Here is a 22,615-nt window from a genome sequence, read left to right as displayed (position 1 = left end):
AGGCGTCCCAAGCAGCCCACTGTATCGGCACATGAGCAATCGCACGCCGTTCAGCTTGCATTCAGCTACAGGCGCGACGATCTGCACTAAAGCTTTCGGTGAGGGGCGGCTGGATTGGCGCTATAATCTCGCGTTTTCATTCAGGCGATGACCAGACATGAGCCAGAGCAGCCAGCTGATCGAGACTGCCCAACGCACTATCCGCATGGAAGTGGAAGCGGTCGAGCAACTCAGAACGCGTATCGACGAGCAGTTCGTCAGGGCCTGTGAACTCATCCTGCAGTGCAAGGGCCGTGTCGTGGTGGTCGGCATGGGCAAATCGGGCCATATCGGCAACAAGATCGCCGCCACTCTCGCCAGCACGGGCACCACGGCATTCTTCGTACACCCGGCCGAAGCCAGCCATGGCGACATGGGCATGATCACCCGGGACGATGTCGTGCTGGCGCTCTCCAACTCGGGCAGCACCAGCGAGATCGTGACCCTGCTGCCGCTGATCAAACGCCTGGGCATCACCCTCATCAGCATGACCGGCAACCCCGAATCAGTGCTGGCCAAGGCCGCCGAGGTCAACATCGACGCCAGCGTAGCCATCGAAGCCTGCCCACTGAATCTGGCGCCTACGTCCTCCACCACCGTGAGTCTCGTGCTGGGCGATGCCCTGGCCATTGCCCTGCTCGAAGCTCGCGGCTTCACCGCGGAAGATTTTGCCTTTTCCCATCCGGGCGGTGCGCTGGGACGGCGCCTGCTGCTCAAGGTCGAGCACGTCATGCATTCCGACGACCGCCTGCCACAGGTAAGCCGGGGCACGTCGCTGCGTGACGCCCTGCTGGAGATGACCCAGAAAGGCCTCGGCATGACGGTCGTGGTGGAAGAGGATGGCCGCCTCGCCGGGATATTTACCGACGGTGACCTGCGCCGCACGCTGGACAAGGGTGTCGATGTGCGACAGGCCAGCATCGACCAGGTCATGACCATCCATGGCAAGACCGCCAACGCCGACATGCTCGCCGCCGAAGCCCTGAAGATCATGGAAGACAACAAGATCAACGCGCTGGTGGTGGTCGACGAACGCGACCGCCCGGTGGGCGCACTGAACATGCACGACCTGTTGCGTGCAGGGGTAATGTAATGAACGATCTGCTGCGCCGCGCCCGAGATGTTCGCCTGGCCATTTTCGATGTCGATGGTGTGCTCACCGACGGCAAGCTGTATTTCCTGGTCGACGGCAGCGAGTTCAAGACCTTCAACACCCTGGACGGGCACGGCATCAAGATGCTGATCAACTCCGGCGTTCGCACCGCGATCATCAGCGGACGCAAGACCCCGGTGGTCGAGCGGCGCGCCCAGGGGCTCGGCATTCAGCACCTGTACCAGGGTCGCGAAGACAAGCTGGTGGTGCTCGATGAACTGCTGGGCGAACTTGAACTCGATTATGCTCAGGTGGCCTACCTCGGCGACGACCTGCCCGACCTGCCGGTCATTCGCCGGGTTGGCCTGGGCATGGCTGTCGCCAGCGCCGACAGCTTCGTCCGTCAGCATGCCCACGGCGTCACGACCGCACGCGGCGGCGAAGGCGCTGCACGCGAGTTTCTGCGAGTTGATCATGCGCGCGCAGGGTACCCTGGACGCCGCGCAATCCGCCTATCTATGAGGTCCCGATGCTGAGCCGAATCCGCCTTCCCGGCCTCCTTCTGATGATTGCGCTGCTGCTGGTCGCGGTAGGCTATTGGAACATTCGTCCCGAAAGCTTCATGCAGGACGCCCCGGCCACCGCTGCAGAGCAATCACCGATCGACTTCTATGCCACCAACACCCGCACCGTGCAGTATCAGCCGGACGGCAAGCGCAACTACGAGCTGACAGCAGACAAGGTCGAACATATCAAGGCAAGCGACGTCAGCCTGCTGACCCGCCCCGACCTTCGCTCCTACCGCGGCTCCGCCCTGCCCTGGCACGTTACCAGCGAGCGCGGCGAAGTTGGCCCGCAGGGCAAGGAGGTGGAGCTTATCGACAACGTCCGCGTCGAGCGCACCGATGCCAAGGGCCGCCCGACAATCATCACCAGCAGCCGGATGACCGTGCTGCCGGATGAGGAATATGCCGAGACCGGGCAACCCGTTAGAATCGTCGCCGCGAACGGCGTTACGAACGCTACGGGTATGAAAGCGTACCTGAACGAAGGCAGGATGCTCCTGCTATCCAATGTAAGAGGCCAGCATGAGCTGCGTTAAGACCCTTCCTTTCCTGCTCGGAATGAGCATCTTCCTGCTCGGCGCCAATGCCCATGCACTGCCCGAAGACCGCAACCAGCCGATCCGCGTGCAGGCCGACACGGCCGAGCTGGACGATCGCCAGGGCGTCGCGGTCTATCGCGGTGATGTGGTCATCACCCAGGGCACGATGAAGATCACCGGCGACACCGTGACCATCACCCAGAACAAGAACGGTGACGTCGAAGTATTCACCTCGATCGGCAAGCCCGCCTATTACGAGCAGAAGCCGGCGGTCGACAAGGAGATCGTCAAGGCCTATGGGCTGACGATCCAGTACTTCGCGGCAAACGAGCGTATCGTGCTGATCGACCAGGCAAAGGTCGTCCAGGAGGGCAATACTTTCGAAGGCGAAAAGATCGTTTATGACACCCAGCGCCAGATCGTCAACGCAGGCCGCGCAACCAATACCGATGTGACCACGCCACAGCCGCGCGTCGACATGGTCATCCAGCCCCGCAAGAAAGACGAGTCGACAGCGGAGCAGAGCGAGTAATGGCAACGCTGAAAGCCCAGCACCTGGCCAAAAGCTACAAGAGCCGTCAGGTCGTGCGCGACGTGAGTCTTTCGATCGACAGCGGTCAAATCGTCGGCCTTCTCGGGCCCAACGGTGCCGGAAAGACCACCTGCTTCTACATGATCGTGGGACTGGTCAGGGCCGACCAGGGCCGCGTGCTGATCGATGACCAGGACGTAACCCACCAGTCCATGCATGGTCGAGCACGGGCAGGCATCGGCTACCTGCCACAGGAGGCCTCGATCTTCCGCAAGCTATCGGTGGCCGACAACATCATGGCGATCCTTGAGACGCGCAAGGACCTGGACCGCAACGGGCGCCAGCAGGCACTTGAAGGCTTGCTTCAGGAGTTTCATATCAGCCACATCCGCGACAGCCTCGGCATGAGCCTGTCGGGTGGCGAACGCCGTCGCGTCGAGATCGCACGTGCGCTGGCCACGGCACCCAAGTTCATCCTGCTCGACGAGCCTTTCGCCGGCGTGGACCCGATTTCGGTCGGCGATATCAAGCAGATCATCCATCACCTCAAGGCCAAGGGCATCGGCGTACTGATCACCGATCACAATGTCCGCGAAACGCTGGATATCTGTGAAACAGCCTACATCGTCAACGATGGCCAACTGATCGCCGAAGGCAACGCCGAGACCATCCTGGCCAACCAGCTCGTGAAGGAAGTGTATCTCGGACACGAATTCCGCCTCTGATTGCGGGATTTCGCTTCGAGACAGGCACCGGGGGCTAGGCAAAGGCTTCGTTGGCAGGCATATAATTTGCTTACAGGGACGCCGGCGGGCGTCAACGAAATGGAACAGGCGCGGTTGCGCCGGCAAACAAGGTTCGAAGTCCTCTGCCATGAAACCATCGCTAGTCCTGAAGATGGGCCAGCAGCTGACGATGACACCGCAGCTGCAACAGGCCATACGACTGCTCCAGCTGTCCACGCTGGATCTCCAGCAGGAGATCCAGGAAGCGCTGGATTCCAACCCCATGCTCGAACGCGAGGAAGATGGGGACGACTTCGACAACTCGGACCCTATGGCCGAGTCGGTCGAAAGGAAGCCCGAGACCACGGCAAGCGAGCAGAACAATACCGACACCCACCATGAAGAGCCGATCAATACGGTAGAAAACTTCGAGGACGGTGATTGGGGAGATCGCATCCCCAGCGAGCTGCCAGTCGATACTGCCTGGGAGGACATCTATCAGACCAGCGCCAGCAGCCTGCCCAGCAGCGATGATGACGAATGGGACTTCACCACCCGCACCTCCGCCGGTGAAAGCTTGCAGAGCCATCTGCTCTGGCAGTTGAATCTCGCGCCGATGAGCGACACCGATCGGCTCATCGCGGCCACGCTGATCGACTGCATCAACCCGCAGGGCTACCTCGACGAGACCCTGGAAGAGGTACTTGAATCCTTCGATCCGGAGCTCGAAATCGAGCTGGACGAGATCGAAGTGGTGCTGCGCCGTATCCAGCAGTTCGAACCGGCCGGCATTGGCGCACGTGACCTGCGTGAGTGCCTGCTTCTGCAGCTGCGCCAGTTGCCCGAGCGCACCCCGTGGCTGGCGGAGGCGATGCGCCTGGTTGGCGACCATCTGGACATCCTCGGCAGCCGGGACTACAGCGCCCTGATGCGCCGCATGAAGCTCAAGGAAGATGAACTGCGCCAGGTTGTGGACCTGATCCAGACCCTCAATCCGCGCCCGGGCTCGCAAATCGAAACGAGCGAGCCGGAGTACGTGGTGCCCGATGTCATCGTGCGCAAGCACAACGACCGCTGGCTGGTGGAACTGAACCAGGATGCCATGCCGCGATTGCGGGTCAATGCCCAGTATGCAGGCTTCGTAAAGCGTGCCGATTCGAGCGCTGACAACACCTTCATGCGCAACCAGTTGCAGGAGGCGCGCTGGTTTATCAAGAGCCTGCTCAGCCGCAATGAAACCCTGATGAAAGTCGCCACGCAGATCGTCGAGCATCAGCGCGGCTTTCTCGACCACGGCGATGAAGCCATGAAGCCCCTGGTGCTGCATGACATCGCCGAAGCGGTCGGTATGCACGAGTCGACGATTTCCCGCGTCACCACTCAGAAATACATGCACACACCTCGCGGCATCTATGAGCTGAAATACTTCTTTTCCAGCCATGTGAGCACCGCCGAAGGCGGCGAATGCTCCTCTACTGCGATCCGCGCGATCATCAAGAAGCTGGTGGCTGCGGAAAACCAGAAAAAGCCATTGAGCGACAGCAAGATCGCTGGTTTACTGGAGGCACAGGGTATCCAGGTCGCACGCCGAACAGTCGCCAAATATCGCGAATCTCTCGGGATCGCGCCGTCTAGCGAACGCAAGCGGCTGCTGTGACGCAGGCGACCTGAGCGGCTCATCGCCAGCCCTTCGCACGTGGCAATAAGGAGATGCAGTATGCAAGTCAACATCACTGGCCTTCACCTGGAAATCACCGAAGCCCTGCGTGACTACGTCGAGGAGAAATTCGAGCGACTGGAACGACATTTCGATCGCATCATTGCCGTCCAGGTAGTGCTGCAGGTCGAGAAACTCAGACAAAAGGCCGAAGCCACGCTGCACGTAGCCGGGCGCGAAGTCGTTGCCAACGCCGAACATGAAGACATGTATGCAGCCATCGACCTGCTTGCCGACAAGCTGGATCGCCAGCTCATCAAGCATAAAGAAAAACAGCTCGACCATAGCCAGGGTGCCCTTGCTCGCTAACCCATCATGATCCGAATCGAAAACATCCTGACCCCCGGACGTTCCCTCGTGAACGTACCGGGAGGTAGTAAGAAACGCGTCCTGGAGCAGATCGCCAAGGTGATCGCCCAGGATTTGCCAGACCTGGACCCACAAACTGTCTTCGAGAGTTTCGTTGCCCGCGAAAAACTAGGCTCCACCGGGTTTGGCAACGGTATCGCCATTCCTCACTGCCGCATGGCCGGCTGTGCATCGCCGCTTAGCGCGGTGTTGCGACTCGACGGGCCAGTGGACTTCGATGCCATCGACGGCGCACCGGTTGACCTCTTGTTCGTGCTTCTGGTCCCGCAAGCCGCAACCGATGAGCACCTCGAACTGCTTCGCCAGATCGCCAGCATGCTGGATCGCGAGGAGGTGCGCGATCAGCTGCGCAAGGCGCCTACCAGCCAGGATCTTTACCAGGCGATTGTTGATATACAAAGCGGCCGCTAGCGAGGCGGCATGTCACGCCTCCGCATGAAGTGAGGGAAGAGACGTGTACCCAACCTGCGAATCCTGTGGTCGATATATCAGCCTGAACCGGCGCATCGACGCGTATGCCAAGCCACCTGCCGCGGTAACGCCATGCGCCTGATCATCGTCAGCGGGCGCTCGGGCTCGGGGAAAAGCACCGCACTGGCGGTACTCGAAGACAACGGTTTCTATTGCATCGACAATCTGCCAGCCGGGTTACTGCCAGAGCTTGCCGAACGAGCGCTACTGCACACCGAACTCCTGCAACCACAGGTCGCGGTCTCCATTGATGCGCGCAACCTGCCAAGCCAGCTCAAGCGCTTTCCCGAGCTGCTCGACGAAGTACGCGCGCGGCACATCCACTGCGATGTGCTGTACCTCGACGCCGCAGATGAAACCCTACTGAAGCGCTTTTCCGAAACCCGTCGGCGCCATCCGCTGACCACCGAGCATCGCTCGCTGGCCGAGGCGATCCATGACGAGGAATTGCTGCTGGCGCCGATCATCGATCACGCCGACCTGAAGATCGACACGACACATCTGAACCTCTATCAACTGCGCGACACGCTCAAGCTGCGCCTGCTGAACAAGCCCGAACCCGGCACCGCCTTTCTCTTCGAGTCGTTCGGCTTCAAGCGAGGCATGCCGGTCGACGCCGATCTGGTATTCGATGTGCGCTGCCTGCCCAATCCCTACTGGAAAGCCGAGTTGCGCGAATTTTCCGGACTGGATCAGCCTGTCATCGACTATCTCGCCATGCAGGCCGATGTCGAGGAGATGTATCAGGACATCCTGGGCTACCTGAGCAAATGGCTGCCGCGATTCGCCGCCAGCAATCGCGCCTATGTCACGGTTGCCATCGGCTGCACTGGCGGCCACCATCGTTCGGTTTATCTGGCAGAGCGCATTGGCCGGGCCCTGCGCGAGCCATTGAAGAACGTTCAGGTTCGCCATCGCGACCTGGCCTAGGAAAAAAAATGCCGTCCTGCGAAATCATCATCATCAACAAGCTTGGGCTGCATGCCCGTGCTGCGGCCAAGTTCGTCGGTGTTGCCAACCGTTTCCCCTGTCAGGTGCGCGTCGGACGTTGCCCGGCCACGCTGGTCGATGGCAAGAGCATCATGGCGGTGATGATGCTCGCCGCAAGCAAGGGCACCACGCTGCATCTGCACGCCGAGGGCGAACAGGAGCAGGAGGCGCTCGACGCACTGGTCGCCTTGATCGAAGATTACTTTGAAGAGGGTGAGTAGCTGGAAGCTGGAAGCTGGAAGCTGGAGGCTGGAGGCTGGAGGCTGGAGGCTGGAGGCTGGAGGCTGGAGGCTGGAGGCTGGAGGCTGGAGGCTGGAGGCTGGAGGCTGGAGTCAGTGTGGCTAGGCGCTGAATCCCGTCAAGCTTTTTGCCTAGCCTCAGGCTTCCCGTTCCAGACCTCCAGCTGCCCTATTACTGCCCCGCCACCTTCATCCGCTCGATCAGCACCGAACCGGTATGAATGCTGCTGCGCTTCTCGATGTCATTGCCAACCGCAACGATCTGACGAAACATGTCGCGCAAATTGCCGGCTATCGTCACTTCCTGCACCGGAAACTGGATTTCGCCGTTTTCCACCCAGAAGCCGCCTGCCCCGCGTGAATAGTCACCCGTGACCAGGTTCAGACCCTGGCCCATCAGCTCCGTCACCAGCAGCCCACGCCCCATGCGCTTGATCAGCGCCGCCTGATCCTCGTCCCCATGGGTCACGAACAGATTGTGAACGCCACCCGCATTGGCGGTGCTGGGCATGCCCAGCTTGCGGCCAGAATAGGTACCGAGCACATAGGAAACCAACTTGCCGTTGTCAACGAATGGCTTGGCGTACGTGGCCAGACCATCGCCGTCATAGGCAGAACTCGCCAGCCCACGCGGCAACAATGGCCGCTCATCAAGATTCAGCCACTCGGGAAACAGGACCTGCCCCAGGGCATCTTCCAGATAGGAGGACTTGCGGTAGAGGTTGCCGCCGGAAATGGCCGCGAGGAAATGTCCGAACAAACCCGTCGCCAACTCGGATGAGAACAGCACCGGCACATCGCAGGTTGGCACCGGTCGTGCGCCGAGGCGGCGAACGGCCCGCTCTGCCGCGCGGCGACCGATCGCTTGCGGGGCGGCGAGTTCGCTGGCAAGGCGGCTCACGTCGTAATGATAGTCGCGCTGCATCTGGCCCTCGGCCTCGGCAATCATCACGCAACTGAGGCTGTGCCGGGTACTGCTATAGGCTCCGATGAAACCGTTGCTGTTACCGTAGGCACGGCAGCCCTGATGCGTACTCAGACTGGTGCCGTCGGCGTTGCGGATACGGGGATCGGTGTCGAATGCCGCCGCCTCGCAGCTGAGCGCCAATTCCACTGCCTCGTCGGGCGAGATGGCCCAGGGGTGGTAGAGATCGAGGTCCGGTACGTCCCTGGCCATCAATTCGGGCGCCGCGAGACCGGCAAACTCGTCTTCGGAGGCGTGTTTGGCAATTGCCAGGGCAGCCGCTACGGTTTCGCGAATCGACTCTTCGCCGCTGCCGGTGGTGCTCGCCGAACCCTTTCGCTGGCCCACGTACAGGGTGATGCCGAAGCCCTGGTCGCGATTGAATTCAACGGTCTCGACTTCGCGCTGCCGGATCGTCGTGGAAAGTCCCTGCTCCATCGAAACGGATACTTCGCAGGCGCTGGCGCCTTGCCGGCTGGCTTCCTCGAGTATGCGCGCTACCTTTTCACGCAACCCCGGCAATGCCTGCGGGCCGATCCCTTCAACTTCACTCATAAAACACTCCAGACCTTGTCATTCGATCATGTCAGCCAGGGACGCTTGCATTAAGTCCCCTGGCATGGCTGCTGTTATCATGGCGGCAATTTCTACTGGACCCGCCTCATGTCTGATATTTCCGACCTCGACAGTTTCGAGGAAAAAAGTAAAACCCAGGTCAAGCGCGAACTGCATGCACTGCAGGATCTGGGGCAACGCCTGGCGACACTCAAGCCTGACGTACTTGATCGTCTGCCCTTGACCGACGCGCTACGCAAAGCCCTGGCCGATGCCCCGAAGCACACCGCAAACATCGCCCGCAAGCGCCACCTGCAATACATCGGCAAGCTCATGCGCGACCAGGACATCGACGCCATCCTGGCGCTGGTCGATCAACTCGACGCCTCGACTCGCCAGTACAACGAGCGCTTTCATGCATTGGAGCGCTGGCGTGACCGCCTGATTGCCGGCAACGATGAAACCCTAGAAGCCTTCGTCAGCGAGTTCCCTGAAACCGACCGCCAGCACCTGCGTAGCCTGATCCGCCATGCCCAGCACGAAGCTGCACGGGACAAGCCGCCAGCGGCCAGCCGCAAGATATTCAAATACATCCGCGGCCTGGACGAATCCCAACGTGGCTTGAGATAAAAGCCTTGGCTTGAAGCTTGAAGCTCGAAGTCCAAAGTGGCCTGCATTGCTTCCAGCTTCTGGCTTCCAGCTTCAAGCTCCAGTCCCCCCCACCGTTATGCCATCAATCTTCAGCGTCGGCTGGCCAACACCGACAGGTACGGACTGGCCGTCCTTGCCGCAGGTGCCGACGCCGCTGTCGAGTGACAGATCCGTCCCGACCATGGACACCTTGTTCATGACCTCAGGGCCATTGCCGATGAGCGTGGCGCCCTTTACCGGCGTTGTGATCCTGCCGTCCTCGATCAGATAGGCCTCGCTGGTGGAGAACACGAACTTGCCGCTGGTGATATCCACCTGCCCTCCGCCGAGACTGGCGCAATAGATGCCCTTCTTGACCGAGCGGATGATCTCCTCGGGATCGCTCTCCCCAGCCAGCATGTAGGTGTTGGTCATACGCGGCATCGGCAGATGCGCATAGGATTCGCGCCGACCGTTCCCGGTTGGTGCGACACCCATCAGCCGCGCATTGAGCTTGTCCTGGATGTAGCCCTTGAGAATGCCGTTCTCGATCAGGGTGGTGCACTGGGTCGGCGTGCCTTCGTCGTCCACGCTGAGCGAACCGCGACGGTCGGCCAGCGTGCCATCGTCGACAATGGTGCAAAGGCTGGAAGCCACCTGCTGGCCGATGCGGCCACTGTAGGCCGAGCTGCCCTTGCGATTGAAGTCGCCTTCCAACCCGTGACCGACGGCCTCATGCAGCAGCACGCCGGACCAGCCCGGCCCAAGGACAACCGGCAAGGTGCCTGCCGGCGCAGCCACCGCCTCGAGGTTCACCAGTGCCTGCCGCAGGGCCTCGCGGGCATAGCCCATCGCCCGGTCTTCCTGAAGGAAGTAGTCGTACCCGGTCCGCCCGCCACCGCCGTGCCCGCCACGCTCGCGTCGGCCATTCTGCTCGACGATGACGCTGACGTTGAAGCGCACCAGCGGACGGATGTCCGCCGCCATACCGCCATCCAGCGCGGCCACCAGGATGTGCTCCCAGACCCCCGCCAGGCTCACGGTGACCTGCTTGATTCGCGGATCAAGCGCGCGGGTAGCGACATCGATCCGCTTGAGCAGCTCGACCTTTTCCGCCCGACCGAGTCCATCCAGCGGATTGTCCTGACGGTACAGCGGCGCGAAGGTAGCCCGCGATAGCACCTTGACCTGCCCCTGCTCACCGCTACGGGCGATGGATCGAGCGGCCTCGGCGGCCTGGCGCAACGCATCGACCGTGATGGCATTGCTATAGGCAAAGCCGGTCTTCTCGCCAGACAGGGCCCGCACGCCCACGCCCTGCTCCAGGTGGAAGCCGCCTTCCTTGACGATGCCGTCTTCGAGAACCCATGACTCGGTGACCTGATCCTGGAAATACAGGTCCGCTGCGTCCACACCGGGAACTGCCAGCTCGCCAAGCAACCCCGGCAGATCATCGATCCCCAGCCCGCCCGGTGTCAGCAGGCGCTCGGTGACAGGTAACAACAGTTCACTCATATCTACTCCAATGTGCCTGATGCAAGACGGGGCGCGGTGAAACGACGATGGCTGAGCAATGGCATCCGATGACGCACCGCAGCCTGTTCGGCTGTGTCTCGGACGGTTGCCAGTGCCGCCGCGCCGCTTGCCTGCTCGGCCAACACGCGCCCCCAGAAATCAACGATAGACGAATGCCCGTGTGTCAGACGTCCGCCGGGGTGTTCTCCACCCTGTGCTGCGGCCAGCATATAGCATTGTGTCTCGATGGCTCGCGCGCGGATCAGCATCTCCCAGTGCGCGCGGCCGGTGGTCGCGGTGAAAGCCGAAGGCACGCTGATCAGCTCAGCGCCGGCCAGGCGCAGCGCCGTATATAGTTCGGCGAAACGCAGGTCATAGCAGACGGTCATGCCCAGGCGCCCTACCGGCGTATCGGCCACTACCAGGCGATCTCCCGCCGCGTAATCATCCGATTCGCGATACCGGCCGCGGGTGTCATCGACCTCCGCATCGAACAGGTGCAACTTGTCATAGCGGGCTACACGCTGGCCCTGGTCATCCAACAGCAGCGAACAGGCGCGCACCTTGGCATCCGGCTGCCCATCGGGCGGTAACGGCAGCGTCCCCGCGACAATCCATAACCTGAGGTCGCGGGCGACACGTTTCAACCACGGCAGAATGGGGCCGGCGCCCTCAGCCTCGGCGCGCCCCACCGCAGGCAGATCGTGGCGCCCCATGGCTGCGAAGTTCTCAGGCAACACCGCCAATTGCGCACCGTCTGCGGCAGCCTGTTCCAGCAAGGTCCGAGCCGTCGCGAGGTTTGCCTGGATATCGGCCTGGCTGGCCATCTGGATTACGGCTAGGGTCATGAACAGGTCACCCAGGGAAGCAGGTCATTGAGGTTTTTCGAAGGGTTTGTCGAAGGTGATCTCGGGGGCCTGCCACGGCCCCTCGACGCTGTACTGAACTGTTGCGAAGCGCGCCACCCTGTCGCCCAGCAGCTTGTCGACCACGAACAGGGCGCCACCGATGGCCGGCGCACCCACAATCAAGGCCGCCAGGGGCAGGTTGTTGCTCACCGGCAGCGTGACCCTCAGCTTGGCGTCGATCCGATCGTCTACCATGTCCAGTCGTCCGTCGAGCTCCAGGTTGCTCGATGGCCCGGTGACCGTGAGAGGCTTGGTGGTGACGTAGACCCCGTCGGCCGCGTTCAGCTCGGCCTCGATCCGATCGTAGCTCAGCCCCTTGCTGAACAGGTCGGAAAAGTCCAGCCGCAGACGCCGGCCAATTGAATCGAAGTTCAGCAGCCCGAAGACCCTCAACGCCTGCGCGCTACCGTCCACTTCGCGCAACTGCCCCTTGCGCAACCGCCCGCTGATCCCTCCAGAGAGACGTTCCAGGCTGAAGAATGCAGGCGAGCCCGGCCAGTGGGCATCGCCATCCAGGCGGAAACTCTCGCTGGTTGTCGAGGGCGCAAAGCCCCATGCCAGCAGGACCTCCGCAAGATCCCCTCCTTCAAGGCGCCCCTTGTACCAGGTCCGCTCGCTCGCCCAACCGCCATCGCCCCTTATCTTGAGCCCCTTGAGGTCCAGATCCAGATTTGAGAATGCAACCCCACCAACGGCCGGACGCATGTCGAGCGACCATGCACCGAGTGGCTGATCGCCCTGCAGCACCTGAGCGATGCGGATGTCGACTGGCGGCAACTGCGACGGATCCACATCAGCCAAGGGGTCATTCGGTGGTTTACCCGTTCCGCTCGGGTCCTGGACCGGCAGTCTCAGGTGCGCCAGGTCCAGGGCGATCGGCACGTCAGCTGCGTCAGGCAATCTGACGGTGCCTGTGATGATCTGGCTGTCGAGCCCCAGCAACCATGCACCGGATAAGCGTTGAAGGTCGATGCCAAGCTCATCGACATGGGTACCGAACGCCTCGACATCGGCCAGCTGAAGCCTGGCGCGGCGCAGCACGCTGACACCCGGCTGGTCTTCGGACGGCTGGCGGTACTTCGCCAGCCACGCCTGCCACTCGTCGAGGTCGACATGTGACACGCTGCCGCGAACCTGCAAACCCTGATCATCGCCGCTCCCAAGGGCAGCCGGCCCGCCGCCGAGCACCAGCTCCCCGGTTCCCCCAGCCAGGTTTCCGACAGGAGCAACAAAAGCGAGCGCCGCCAGGCCATCGTGCTGTAGCGCATAGCGTTGCCTGTCGCCGCCCAGCGTCATGCGCAAGGAGGTGTCACGACGTTCGCTGGCGGACTTGCCGTAGGGGGCCGGCATATCGAGCTCGGTTCCCAGCAGGGAGGAGTCCAGTTGCAGCTGATTGCTGTCGCTTCCCAGCATCAGACTGATTTGCATGGGTACCTTGCCCGATATCGGCAGGGGCCGTTCGATTCCCTGCCAGGTCCGCAGCTGCTCGACACCTACCGTTCCGTTCGCCTGGATCCGCGTCGCCGGGCTGCCTGCCGTGCCGATGGCGCTGGCGCTGCCCTGCACAGCCGCGCCCAGGGTGCGGCCACGGATTCCTTTGGCGCTAAGGCCGCGCTCGCTGTCATAGCGAAACTCTCCTGCCAGCTCGCTGAGGCTAAGGTCAGCCTGGGCGATGTACAGCGAGGCATCACGACTGGCGAAGTCAACGATCGCCTTGGGTCGCTCCCCCTTGGCCAGGGGAATATCCAGGTTCAGTTTGCCATTCAGCGGCCCGCTGGCGCGCCAACCAGCGAAGAGATCGGCGGTTCCGATGGGCGAAACCTGAAGCACGGTCAAGGCGTCTCGAAGGTCGCCATCGACCAGCCCGTTGATGGCAAGTCTGGGTGCAGTCCCGTTCTGGCTGTGGGGAATCACAGCGGTGGCGTCATGGACTCGGCTGTCCAGCATTCGGGCATCGGCCAGACGAACCTGTACACCACTGTCCTCGATCAGCACCTCACCGCGACCATCCCGGAGCAATGGCCAGCCCGGCTGAAAGGCCAGCTCGGCGTCCTTCACCTTGAAGTACAGGCTGATACTGCGTGCGCTGTCGGGGGCACCCTTGCTCAATGCCCCCTGGTATTGAAAATAACCCTGTTCCACGGTGCCACCGCGGATCGCTGTGTCCAGCCACTCCGCGACGGCAGGGCTCAGCGCAGGCGAGCGCGTCGGCAGGTATTTTTCGGTGAATTGCGCGTCAGCGTCGCGGATGCCAACCCGCAGATCCATGTAGTCCTCAGCGGCTGGATCACGCATCAGGCGAATCAGGAAATCGCCGCCGATGAGCCCTTCTTCCCCTTCGACCTGCAGGTAGGGCGCCGCCAGCGTGAATGCCTGTTCGTCGATGGTCCAGACCAGACGCCCTCGGCTGCGACGATAGTTCCAGGGCTGCGGAAAGAGCTCGGCTAGGTGCAGGCTGAAATCCTGGCTATCGAAGCGCAACTCGCCGCCACCAAGATCGCCTCTTACCGCGCCGCTGACATTCTGCGCCGCGGGTATCCAGTGGTGGGCAGCGATGCCTACCGCGTCCAGATTCGCACTGTAGGTCAGGCGTTGCGCCGGCTCGGCGAATGGCTGGAGATCAGCCTGTATGTTGCGCAATGTGCCGTTGGGCGCCAGTCCGAGCAGGTATTCGCGTCCGCTATCCGGCAGCGGAGCCAGGGCATTCGCTAGCGCGGCGGCCGGCGCGAGGGCAATGCGGTCGGCCTGGACGTGCCAGCGATCAGTTCCGACATCTTGCTGCAGGAGGATGGTGCTTTCCTGCCAGCGATGATCCGCAAAGCTGAACGCCAGTCTGTCGAGCTGCAGACGATATCCAGCATCGCTGTGGTCGAGGTAGGCATTGAGCGACAGGTCCTCGATGGTGACCGGCTCCTGCTGCGCGTGACCTAGCTGCAGGCGGGGGGCGTTCAGGCGTGCCACAGCTCGCGCCAGGCGCCCGCCGCGCCAGTCGAGCCAAAGTTCACCACCGGCCTGAAGCGTTTCGACGGGCCAGGCGCCGGTCAGCTTGGCCGGCATCCAGGCGGCCCAGTCACTTTGCGGCAGGCTGAGATACAGCCGCGCCTCGCTCGCCTTCCAGGCCTCTGGCCGGACGTCGATCTGGCTGCTCATGCTCAGTCGCTGACCGTCCGGCAACAGGACGCGACCTTCCAACCGCAGGCGCTCCCCGACCGCATTCAGTTCCAGATTGGCATAGGTGAGGGTGAGCGGAGCTTCGCCGGCAGGCTCGATGGTGAGCTGACTGTCCAGCAACCGCAGCCGATCGATGCGCTGCAGCTCCGACAGCAGCTTGTCCAGGTCCGGGGGCCCTTGCTCGTTGCGCTCAGGCAGCCCCTCGACACGCCATGTGCCATCCGCGCTCTGCGCCAAGCTGAGATGAGCCCCGGCAAACTCGACAGCCTTGAGGTGCAGTTCACGGGACCAGAGGCTCGCTGCAACATCCGGCACCAGCGCCAGCCGGTCCAGGCGCATGGCGGCGGCGCCCTCGCCCAGCGACACCTCGTACGCCAGCAGCCGAGGCGATAATCCGTCCCAGCGACCTTCGAGGCGACCGATTTGAACGGGCATCTGCAGCAGCTCGCGAGCCCGGCCCTGAGCCTCGGCCCGGTATTCTGCAACCAGTGGCACCAGCAGACGACCCAGGCTCACGTATAGCGCCACCAGCATCAGCGCAATCGCGCCCAGCCAAAGCGTGCGGCGCAGAAATATGAGTATCAGGGCGAGGAGTCGGCTCATGCAGATGCGCTCCGGTCACCTTGGCCGACATGGCCTGGCTTGCATCTGGTCAGAGCAACACCACGTCGTACTGTTCCTGGGAATACATGGTTTCCACTTGGAACTTTATAGACCGGCCAATGAAGCTCTCGAGGTCGGCGACATTACCCGACTCCTCATCGAGCAGCCGGTCGATGACCTTCTGATTGGCCAGCACGCGATAGCCCTCGGGCTGATAGGCACGGGCCTCTCTCAGGATCTCCCGAAAGATTTCGTAGCATACGGTCTCGGGTGTTTTCAGCTTGCCCCGGCCCTGGCAGCACATGCAGGGTTCGCACAGCACCTGTTCCAGGCTTTCCCGCGTGCGCTTGCGCGTCATCTGCACCAGCCCGAGTTCGGTGATGCCGATGATGTTGGTCTTGGCATGATCACGCTCCAGCTGTTTTTCCAGCGTGCGCAGGACCTGACGGCGGTGCTCTTCGTCCTCCATGTCGATGAAGTCGATGATGATGATGCCGCCGATATTGCGCAGTCGCAGCTGTCGCGCAATTGCAGTGGCGGATTCAAGATTGGTCTTGAAGATGGTCTCCTCGAGCGTGCGATGGCCGACGAAGGCGCCGGTATTGACGTCGATGGTGGTCATCGCCTCGGCTGGATCGATGATCAGGTAGCCACCGGACTTGAGCATCACCTTGCGTTCCAGAGCCTTCTGGATCTCATCCTCGACGCTGTAGAGGTCGAATATAGGCCGTTCGCCCGGGTAGTGCTCCAGCTGCTCGCTCAATTCCGGCATCAGCTCGCCAACGAACTGACTGACCTTCTGAAAGTTCTCGCGCGAATCGATGCGGATCTTCTCGATGCGCGGATTGACGAGGTCGCGCAGCGTGCGCATGGCCAGGGTCAGGTCTTCGTAGATCACCGAAGGCGCACCGGCGGTTTTCATCTGACCATCGATCTGCTGCCATAGCCGGCGCAGATAACGAATGTCCATGAGAATTTCGTCACTGCCGGCCCCTTCGGCTGCGGTGCGCAGGATGAACCCACCGGTTTCCTCGATCCCCTCAGCGGCAATGCACTCGGCGACGACCTGCTTGAGGCGCTCACGCTCGGCTTCCTCCTCGATGCGCAGGGAAATGCCGACATGGCTCGTCCTGGGCATGTACACCAGATAACGCGACGGGATAGACAGCTGGGTTGTCAGGCGTGCGCCCTTTGTGCCGATCGGGTCCTTAGTGACCTGAACCACCAGTGCCTGCCCTTCGTGCACCAGCCCACTGATCGGCTCGACGGCATTGCCCTCACGGGTCGAGATCTCGGAAGCATGGATGAAGGCCGCCCGCTCCAGCCCGATATCGACGAAGGCTGCCTGCATGCCCGGCAACACGCGCACCACTTTGCCCTTGTAGATGTTGCCGACGATACCGCGACGCTGCGTGCGTTCGACATGCACCTCTTGCAGCACACCGTTTTCCACCACCGCCACCCGCGACTCCATGGGGGTGATGTTCATCAGGATTTCTTCGCTCATTGTTATTCTCGGCCGAAGGCGGTGGGGTAAAGCAGCCGAAGCTGACCAGTTGGCTCGATTCTAACGGCATAGGCAGACAAGCCACAGGCTCTAGACGGAGCTTTTAGTCCAGTAACCGATACCGTATGCGTCGAGTAGCTGTGCCGTTTCGCACAATGGCAGCCCGACCACCCCCGAATAACTGCCTTGCAAGCTGCTGACAAAAACCGCCCCCCAACCCTGGATGGCGTAGCTTCCGGCCTTGTCCTGCGGCTCGCCACTTTGCCAGTAGGCATCCGCCTCGTCAGGACTGATCGGGCGAAACGCGACCTGACTGGTCACCAGACGCACCTGGCAACCGCTCGCACTTGCCAGCGCCACGGCAGTCATGACCTGATGCTCACGGCCGGACAGTGAAAGCAGCGTGGCGATGGCGTCCTCTCTGCTTGCCGGCTTGCCCAGTATCTGCTCATCCAGCACCACCGTCGTATCGGCGCCCAGGACACAGGCCGAGTCGTCCGCTATCGAGGCCAGGCCAGCCAAGGCTTTTTCCTGCGCCAGACGCTGGACATAGCTTTCAGGGGACTCGTCAGGTCGGGGCGTTTCGTCAATCGAAACCGAGACCAGGGAAAACGGAACCCCGATTTGCGTCAGCAATTCGCGGCGCCGAGGCGATGCAGAGGCGAGAAAAAGAGTGGCCATGCTTGATCCTTGTAAAACCTGTCGGGGCAGACTCGCATATCCGCGCAACCTGCGGAACCAGACCGGCGGCATTGGCGTGCATGACCTTTCCGCTGCCGTCGATGAGGGCCGCTCAGTTGACGTTGAAACGCCGCTTGACCCATTGCAGGACAACGAACACCCATGGCCAGAGCAAGGCGCTGACCGGCACCGGTATCAGGAACAGCAGGGTTGGCGGACGATTGCCGGTAAGGGTGTTCAGCCACAGCTGGACCAGCTGACCAAGGCCCAGCAGGACCATCAATACCAGGCTTTGCTGTAGTAACGGAAACATGCGCAAGCGCTGCTGCAGGCTGAGGACGAGGAAGGTCGTCAGGATCAGCGGCAAACCATGTTGCCCGAGCAGGGTGCCGGAAAGCACATCGAGCATCAGGCCGAAGAAGAAAGCAATGCTCAGCCCGCCACGATGCGGCAGATTAATCGCCCAGTAAGCGATGAACATACCCAGCCAGAGCGGCCGCGCCAACTGAAGGCTGTCAGGCATGGGTGCAATGCTCAGCAGCAAGGCAACCAGCAGCGATACCCAGATAACCCAGCCGTTGTTCAGGCGCCCACTGATCATTGCTGCACCTCGGCATCAGGCGAGGGTTCGCCTCCCGCAGCAGGCTCTGTCGGTACGGAGGGATCGGCGGGTGCAGCAGCGGTATCCGCTGCTGCCCCGGCCTGCTCGGCGGCCTCGCGATCAGCGCTTACCTGCGCTTCAGCCGCGTCGGTGGCACGCTGTTCCGGCGAGCGCGAATCGCTGAACACCAACAGCAGATAGCGACTGCGATTTAGCATTGCCGTGGGCACGGCGCGAACGATGGAAAAAGGCTGCCCGGAGCCGCGCACCACCTCGGTCACCTGGGCTACCGGGTAGCCACTGGGGAAGCGCTGGCCAAGCCCGGAGCTGACAAGAAGGTCACCCTCCTTGATGTCAGCCGTCTCGGCGACATGGCGCAGCTCAAGATAGTCCGGGCTGCCGGTGCCGATCGCGATGGCGCGCAGTCCGTTGCGGTTGACCTGCACCGGAATGCTATGGGTCACGTCGGTCAACAGCAGCACCCGCGCGGCATAGGGCATGACTTCGACCACCTGCCCCATCAACCCACTGGCGTCGAGCACCGGCTGGCCGAGGAACACTCCGTCGCGCTCGCCTTTGTCGATGAGGATTCGGTGGGTGAAGGGGTCGGGGTCGAGGCCGATGAGTTCAGCGATCAACACCTTGTCATCAACCAATGCCGCGGAATTGAGCAGCTCTCGCAACCGGACGTTCTGTTCGGTCAGCATGGCCAGTTTCTGCAGGCGTCTCTGCATGAGCAACGCCTCGGCCTTGAGCTTCTCGTTTTCGGCGGCGAGACTGGAGCTGCTGCTGATCTGCTCGGTAGCCTGCTGCCAGGTCCGCACCGGCAGGTCGGCCAGCCAGTAGAACGGCGTCAGCACCAATCCCAGCTGGCTGCGCAACGGCTTGAGCGTATCGAAACGCGCATCGACCACCATCAGCGCGACACAGAGAACGGAGAGCACCAGCAGGCGCACACCGAGCAGGGGTCCTTTGGCGAAAAGTGGTTTGATGGAGGGGTCCTCGCAGCTGCAGGCTTCAAACTAAACGCGACAAGCCGAAAGCAGAGTCAGGCCCTGCTATCGGCTTGTGGCTTGGAGCTTACCGCTTGTGACTCACTCGGTGGAGAGCAAATCCATGGCGTGACGGTCCATCATTTCCAGCGCACGGCCGCCGCCACGCGCAACACAGGTCAACGGCTCTTCGGCAACGATGACCGGCAGGCCGGTTTCCTGCGCCAGCAGCTTGTCGAAGTCACGCAACAATGCACCGCCACCGGTCAATACCAGCCCACGCTCGGCGATGTCGGAAGCCAGTTCCGGTGGAGATTGTTCCAGCGCGCTTTTGACCGCCTGGACGATGGTCGCCAGGGATTCCTGCAGCGCCTCGAGCACCTCGTTGGAATTGAGGGTAAAGCTGCGCGGGACGCCTTCGGCCAGGTTGCGACCACGCACGTCGACTTCGCGGAGATCGTTGCTTGGGAAGGCCGTACCGATTTCCTGCTTGATGCGCTCGGCAGTGGATTCACCGATCAGGCTGCCGTAGTTGCGACGAACATAGGTCACGATCGATTCGTCGAAACGGTCGCCACCCACGCGAACGGATTCGGCATAGACCACGCCGTTAAGTGAAATCAACGCGATCTCGGTAGTACCGCCGCCAATGTCGACGACCATCGAGCCACGTGCTTCGTCTACCGGCAGGCCTGCACCGATGGCAGCAGCCATGGGCTCCTCGATCAGGAACACTTCGCGCGCGCCCGCACCCAGCGCCGACTCGCGGATCGCACGACGCTCGACCTGGGTGGACTTGCAGGGCACGCAGATCAGCACGCGCGGGCTGGGTTGCAGGAAGCTGTTTTCATGAACCTTGTTAATGAAGTACTGCAGCATCTTTTCGCAGACGCTGAAATCGGCAATCACACCGTCTTTCATCGGACGGATGGCGTTGATGTTGCCCGGGGTACGTCCAAGCATGCGCTTGGCGTCGGTACCCACGGCGACAACACTCTTCTGGTTGCCATGGGTACGGATGGCAACGACCGAGGGCTCGTTCAGGACGATGCCGCGATCGCGCACATAAATAAGGGTATTGGCAGTGCCCAGGTCGATCGACAGATCGCTGGAAAACATGCCACGCAGTTTCTTGAACATGGGAAAAGGGCCCTGAGGCAAACGCGTGGGGAAAAAAGTGCCGCAAACTCTAACAACGGTGGGAAGTTAGGGCAAGGCGAGAGTCCGCGCTGTTCGGGCCATACGTGCACCACTGCGCGAAAAATGCACACCGGCAAAATGGCGCCTGCAAGCCCCGGCCGTGCTACCGAGCCGGGGCCCATGCATGTAAGATTGACGGCTTTTCCGGGCCTGAACGCCCACCGCCGCGATTCGAACCCGCCGTCCTGCGTCGTGCTTTGCCGACGAAAGGCGAACCCGACTCGCTTCCCGCTGGAGAATCCCGATGGCGCTTGAACGCTCCGAGGTGGAAAAGATCGCTCATCTGGCCCGCCTGGGTCTGAATGAAGACGACCTGCCCCGCACCACCGAGACCCTGAACAACATCCTAGGCCTGATCGATCGCATGCAGGCGGTCGACACCACCGGCATCGAGCCCCTGGCTCACCCGCTGGAAACCAGCCAGCGCCTGCGCGCCGACGCCGTCACCGAAACCAACCAGCGCGACGCCTACCAGGCTATCGCCCCGGCCGTGGAAGACGGCCTGTATCTGGTTCCGCGGGTGATCGAGTAATGAAGGACACAGACATGCATCAACTGACCCTGGCCGAGATCGCCCGCGCCCTGGCCGACAAGCAGTTCTCCGCCGAGGAGCTGACCCGCTCGCTGCTGACGCGCATCGGCCAACTCGACCCGCAGCTCAACAGTTTCATCACGCTTACCGAAGAGCAGGCCATCGCCCAGGCCAAGGCAGCCGACGCGCGCCGTGCCAGTGGCGAGACCGGCGCCCTGCTCGGTGCGCCGATCGGCCACAAGGATCTGTTCTGTACCCAGGGCATTCGCACCAGCTGCGGTTCGAAAATTCTCGACAACTTTCGGGCGCCCTACGACGCCACCGTGGTGGAGCGGCTCGCCGCCGCTGGCGCGGTATCGCTGGGCAAGCTGAACATGGACGAATTTGCCATGGGCTCGGCCAACGAATCGAGCTACTACGGCGCAGTGAAAAACCCCTGGGATCTCAGCCGCGTGCCCGGTGGTTCGTCCGGTGGTTCAGCTGCAGCGGTCGCAGCGCGCCTGTTGCCTGCCGCTACCGGCAGTGACACCGGCGGCTCGATCCGCCAGCCAGCAGCACTGACCAACCTCACCGGCCTCAAGCCCACCTACGGCCGCGTATCGCGCTGGGGCATGATCGCCTACGCCTCCAGCCTCGACCAGGGCGGGCCGCTGGCGCGCACGGCAGAGGATTGCGCTTTGATGCTCGGCGCCATGGCCGGCTTCGATCCGAAGGATTCAACCAGCGTCGACCAGCCGCGTGATGACTACCTGGCTGCGCTGGACAAGCCGCTGGCCGGCCTGCGCGTCGGCCTGCCAAAGGAATACTTCGGTGACGGACTGGACGCCAAGATCGGCACGGCAGTAATGGCTGCGGTCGAGGAGCTGAAGAAACTCGGCGCCACGATAACGGACATCAGCCTGCCAAACATGCAGCACGCGATCCCGTCCTACTATGTGATCGCCCCGGCCGAGGCCAGCTCCAACCTCTCGCGTTTCGACGGCGTGCGCTTCGGCTACCGCTGCGAAAACCCAGTGGATCTGACCGACCTCTACAAGCGGTCCCGCGCCGAGGGCTTTGGAGACGAAGTGCGCCGCCGCATCATGGTCGGCACCTATGCGCTGTCCGCGGGTTATTACGACGCCTACTACCTCAAGGCGCAAAAGATTCGCCGCCTGATCAAGAACGATTTTGTCAGCGCCTTCCAGGAAGTCGACGTGATCCTCGGCCCGACCACACCGAACCTGGCGTGGAAACTTGGCGAGAAGAACAACGACCCGGTTTCGGCCTACCTCGAAGACATCTACACCATCACCGCCAACCTGGCGGGCATCCCGGGCCTGTCCATGCCGGCCGGTTTCATCGATGGTCTGCCGGTGGGCGTGCAGCTGCTGGCGCCGTATTTCGAGGAAGGCCGCCTGCTCAACGTCGCGCACCAGTACCAGCAGGTCACCGAGTGGCATAAACAAGCACCGAGCGGATTCTGAGGACGAACAC

The 22,615-nt window shown here is 62.1% G+C and carries 21 protein-coding genes and 1 pseudogene; 13 read left to right on the top strand and 9 right to left on the bottom strand.

All coding sequences use genetic code 11. The features are described 5' to 3' along the window. The first annotated feature begins 157 nt into the window (after positions 1-157). The 10 genes and pseudogenes from AC4LFW_RS01240 (at position 158) to AC4LFW_RS01195 (ending at position 7,262) form a co-directional block, all read left to right on the top strand. A complete protein-coding gene (locus AC4LFW_RS01240; protein ID WP_491817092.1) occupies positions 158-1,132 on the top strand; it encodes a KpsF/GutQ family sugar-phosphate isomerase in 975 nt (324 codons plus the stop codon). Continuing rightward, positions 1,132-1,654: pseudogene (locus tag AC4LFW_RS01235) on the top strand (KdsC family phosphatase). The gene AC4LFW_RS01240 and the pseudogene AC4LFW_RS01235 overlap by 1 nt, the downstream one beginning before the upstream one ends. A 7-nt stretch (positions 1,655-1,661) precedes the next feature. Further along, positions 1,662-2,234, top strand: a complete 573-nt coding sequence (lptC, locus tag AC4LFW_RS01230; protein ID WP_491817090.1) for an LPS export ABC transporter periplasmic protein LptC — start codon at positions 1,662-1,664, stop codon at positions 2,232-2,234. Further along, on the top strand, positions 2,221-2,769 hold the full coding sequence (gene lptA / locus AC4LFW_RS01225; protein WP_491817088.1) for a lipopolysaccharide transport periplasmic protein LptA: 549 nt from the start codon (positions 2,221-2,223) through the stop codon (positions 2,767-2,769). Before lptC ends, lptA begins: the two co-directional genes overlap by 14 nt. Then, the gene (lptB, locus tag AC4LFW_RS01220; protein ID WP_491817086.1) at positions 2,769-3,494 is read left to right on the top strand and encodes an LPS export ABC transporter ATP-binding protein; all 726 of its coding nucleotides are present in this window, start codon (positions 2,769-2,771) and stop codon (positions 3,492-3,494) included. The genes lptA and lptB overlap by 1 nt, the downstream gene beginning before the upstream one ends. 148 nt (positions 3,495-3,642) lie before the next feature. After that, positions 3,643-5,151, top strand: coding sequence for an RNA polymerase factor sigma-54 (locus AC4LFW_RS01215; RefSeq protein ID WP_491817084.1), 1,509 nt, complete (start codon positions 3,643-3,645; stop codon positions 5,149-5,151). Positions 5,152-5,211: 60 nt separating this feature from the next. Next, complete coding sequence (gene hpf, locus AC4LFW_RS01210; RefSeq protein WP_491817082.1) at positions 5,212-5,520, top strand: ribosome hibernation promoting factor; 309 nt, start codon at positions 5,212-5,214, stop codon at positions 5,518-5,520. Positions 5,521-5,526: 6 nt separating this feature from the next. Continuing rightward, positions 5,527-5,991, top strand: coding sequence for a PTS IIA-like nitrogen regulatory protein PtsN (gene ptsN, locus AC4LFW_RS01205; protein ID WP_491817080.1), 465 nt, complete (start codon positions 5,527-5,529; stop codon positions 5,989-5,991). A gap of 132 nt (positions 5,992-6,123) precedes the next feature. Continuing rightward, positions 6,124-6,981: an RNase adapter RapZ gene (gene rapZ, locus AC4LFW_RS01200; RefSeq protein ID WP_491817078.1), complete on the top strand. Its 858-nt coding sequence runs from the start codon at positions 6,124-6,126 to the stop codon at positions 6,979-6,981. Between the two features lie 8 nt (positions 6,982-6,989). Then, positions 6,990-7,262, top strand: a complete 273-nt coding sequence (locus tag AC4LFW_RS01195; protein WP_491817076.1) for an HPr family phosphocarrier protein — start codon at positions 6,990-6,992, stop codon at positions 7,260-7,262. A gap of 190 nt (positions 7,263-7,452) precedes the next feature. Here AC4LFW_RS01195 and pmbA read toward each other — a convergent pair whose 3' ends face one another. Then, a complete protein-coding gene (gene pmbA, locus AC4LFW_RS01190; protein ID WP_491817074.1) occupies positions 7,453-8,799 on the bottom strand; it encodes a metalloprotease PmbA in 1,347 nt (448 codons plus the stop codon). A 108-nt stretch (positions 8,800-8,907) separates the two neighbouring features. Between pmbA and yjgA the strand changes: the two genes are divergently transcribed. Beyond that, entirely contained in the window at positions 8,908-9,429 is a 522-nt protein-coding gene (gene yjgA / locus AC4LFW_RS01185; protein ID WP_491817072.1) for a ribosome biogenesis factor YjgA, read from the top strand. A 72-nt stretch (positions 9,430-9,501) separates the two neighbouring features. Here yjgA and tldD read toward each other — a convergent pair whose 3' ends face one another. From tldD to mreB, 8 genes are all read right to left on the bottom strand, one after another. Continuing rightward, positions 9,502-10,944 (bottom strand): metalloprotease TldD, encoded by a 1,443-nt coding sequence (gene tldD, locus AC4LFW_RS01180; protein ID WP_491817070.1) that lies wholly within the window; start codon positions 10,942-10,944, stop codon positions 9,502-9,504. Between the two features lie 2 nt (positions 10,945-10,946). After that, positions 10,947-11,792: a carbon-nitrogen hydrolase family protein gene (locus tag AC4LFW_RS01175; protein ID WP_491817068.1), complete on the bottom strand. Its 846-nt coding sequence runs from the start codon at positions 11,790-11,792 to the stop codon at positions 10,947-10,949. A 24-nt stretch (positions 11,793-11,816) separates the two neighbouring features. Continuing rightward, a complete protein-coding gene (locus tag AC4LFW_RS01170) occupies positions 11,817-15,626 on the bottom strand; it encodes a YhdP family protein (RefSeq protein ID WP_491817066.1) in 3,810 nt (1,269 codons plus the stop codon). A gap of 49 nt (positions 15,627-15,675) precedes the next feature. Beyond that, a complete protein-coding gene (gene rng, locus AC4LFW_RS01165) occupies positions 15,676-17,133 on the bottom strand; it encodes a ribonuclease G (protein WP_491817064.1) in 1,458 nt (485 codons plus the stop codon). Positions 17,134-17,223: 90 nt separating this feature from the next. Beyond that, a complete protein-coding gene (locus AC4LFW_RS01160) occupies positions 17,224-17,814 on the bottom strand; it encodes a Maf family protein (RefSeq protein WP_491817062.1) in 591 nt (196 codons plus the stop codon). A 112-nt stretch (positions 17,815-17,926) separates the two neighbouring features. Further along, positions 17,927-18,415: a rod shape-determining protein MreD gene (gene mreD, locus AC4LFW_RS01155; RefSeq protein WP_491817060.1), complete on the bottom strand. Its 489-nt coding sequence runs from the start codon at positions 18,413-18,415 to the stop codon at positions 17,927-17,929. Continuing rightward, positions 18,412-19,407, bottom strand: a complete 996-nt coding sequence (gene mreC, locus AC4LFW_RS01150; protein ID WP_491820085.1) for a rod shape-determining protein MreC — start codon at positions 19,405-19,407, stop codon at positions 18,412-18,414. The genes mreD and mreC overlap by 4 nt, the downstream gene beginning before the upstream one ends. Positions 19,408-19,509: 102 nt before the next feature. After that, on the bottom strand, positions 19,510-20,547 hold the full coding sequence (gene mreB / locus AC4LFW_RS01145) for a rod shape-determining protein MreB (RefSeq protein WP_491817058.1): 1,038 nt from the start codon (positions 20,545-20,547) through the stop codon (positions 19,510-19,512). A 304-nt stretch (positions 20,548-20,851) separates the two neighbouring features. Between mreB and gatC the strand changes: the two genes are divergently transcribed. Both gatC and gatA read left to right on the top strand, forming a co-directional pair. After that, positions 20,852-21,139 (top strand): Asp-tRNA(Asn)/Glu-tRNA(Gln) amidotransferase subunit GatC, encoded by a 288-nt coding sequence (gene gatC / locus AC4LFW_RS01140; protein WP_064480528.1) that lies wholly within the window; start codon positions 20,852-20,854, stop codon positions 21,137-21,139. 14 nt (positions 21,140-21,153) lie between these two features. Then, entirely contained in the window at positions 21,154-22,605 is a 1,452-nt protein-coding gene (gene gatA / locus AC4LFW_RS01135) for an Asp-tRNA(Asn)/Glu-tRNA(Gln) amidotransferase subunit GatA (RefSeq protein WP_491817056.1), read from the top strand. Positions 22,606-22,615: the final 10 nt, after the last annotated feature.

It is taken from the genome of Stutzerimonas sp. C6.4V (genome assembly GCF_058536345.1).
The sequence above is the reverse complement of the archived record's forward strand: the minus strand, read 5'-3'. Positions and strand labels throughout refer to the sequence as shown.

Bases quoted from the DNA above. Each gene is read 5' to 3' on its own strand.
- rng (WP_491817064.1), bottom strand. From the start codon at position 17,133: ATGAGCGAAGAAATCCTGATGAACATCACCCCCATGGAGTCGCGGGTG.
- rapZ (WP_491817078.1), top strand. From the start codon at position 6,124: ATGCGCCTGATCATCGTCAGCGGGCGCTCGGGCTCGGGGAAAAGCACC.
- AC4LFW_RS01215 (WP_491817084.1), top strand. From the start codon at position 3,643: ATGAAACCATCGCTAGTCCTGAAGATGGGCCAGCAGCTGACGATGACA.
- mreD (WP_491817060.1), bottom strand. From the start codon at position 18,415: ATGATCAGTGGGCGCCTGAACAACGGCTGGGTTATCTGGGTATCGCTG.
- gatC (WP_064480528.1), top strand. From the start codon at position 20,852: ATGGCGCTTGAACGCTCCGAGGTGGAAAAGATCGCTCATCTGGCCCGC.
- AC4LFW_RS01195 (WP_491817076.1), top strand. From the start codon at position 6,990: ATGCCGTCCTGCGAAATCATCATCATCAACAAGCTTGGGCTGCATGCC.
- AC4LFW_RS01175 (WP_491817068.1), bottom strand. From the start codon at position 11,792: ATGACCCTAGCCGTAATCCAGATGGCCAGCCAGGCCGATATCCAGGCA.
- tldD (WP_491817070.1), bottom strand. From the start codon at position 10,944: ATGAGTGAACTGTTGTTACCTGTCACCGAGCGCCTGCTGACACCGGGC.
- AC4LFW_RS01170 (WP_491817066.1), bottom strand. From the start codon at position 15,626: ATGAGCCGACTCCTCGCCCTGATACTCATATTTCTGCGCCGCACGCTT.
- lptB (WP_491817086.1), top strand. From the start codon at position 2,769: ATGGCAACGCTGAAAGCCCAGCACCTGGCCAAAAGCTACAAGAGCCGT.
- yjgA (WP_491817072.1), top strand. From the start codon at position 8,908: ATGTCTGATATTTCCGACCTCGACAGTTTCGAGGAAAAAAGTAAAACC.
- lptA (WP_491817088.1), top strand. From the start codon at position 2,221: ATGAGCTGCGTTAAGACCCTTCCTTTCCTGCTCGGAATGAGCATCTTC.
- mreB (WP_491817058.1), bottom strand. From the start codon at position 20,547: ATGTTCAAGAAACTGCGTGGCATGTTTTCCAGCGATCTGTCGATCGAC.
- AC4LFW_RS01160 (WP_491817062.1), bottom strand. From the start codon at position 17,814: ATGGCCACTCTTTTTCTCGCCTCTGCATCGCCTCGGCGCCGCGAATTG.
- hpf (WP_491817082.1), top strand. From the start codon at position 5,212: ATGCAAGTCAACATCACTGGCCTTCACCTGGAAATCACCGAAGCCCTG.
- AC4LFW_RS01240 (WP_491817092.1), top strand. From the start codon at position 158: ATGAGCCAGAGCAGCCAGCTGATCGAGACTGCCCAACGCACTATCCGC.
- pmbA (WP_491817074.1), bottom strand. From the start codon at position 8,799: ATGAGTGAAGTTGAAGGGATCGGCCCGCAGGCATTGCCGGGGTTGCGT.
- gatA (WP_491817056.1), top strand. From the start codon at position 21,154: ATGCATCAACTGACCCTGGCCGAGATCGCCCGCGCCCTGGCCGACAAG.
- ptsN (WP_491817080.1), top strand. From the start codon at position 5,527: ATGATCCGAATCGAAAACATCCTGACCCCCGGACGTTCCCTCGTGAAC.
- lptC (WP_491817090.1), top strand. From the start codon at position 1,662: ATGCTGAGCCGAATCCGCCTTCCCGGCCTCCTTCTGATGATTGCGCTG.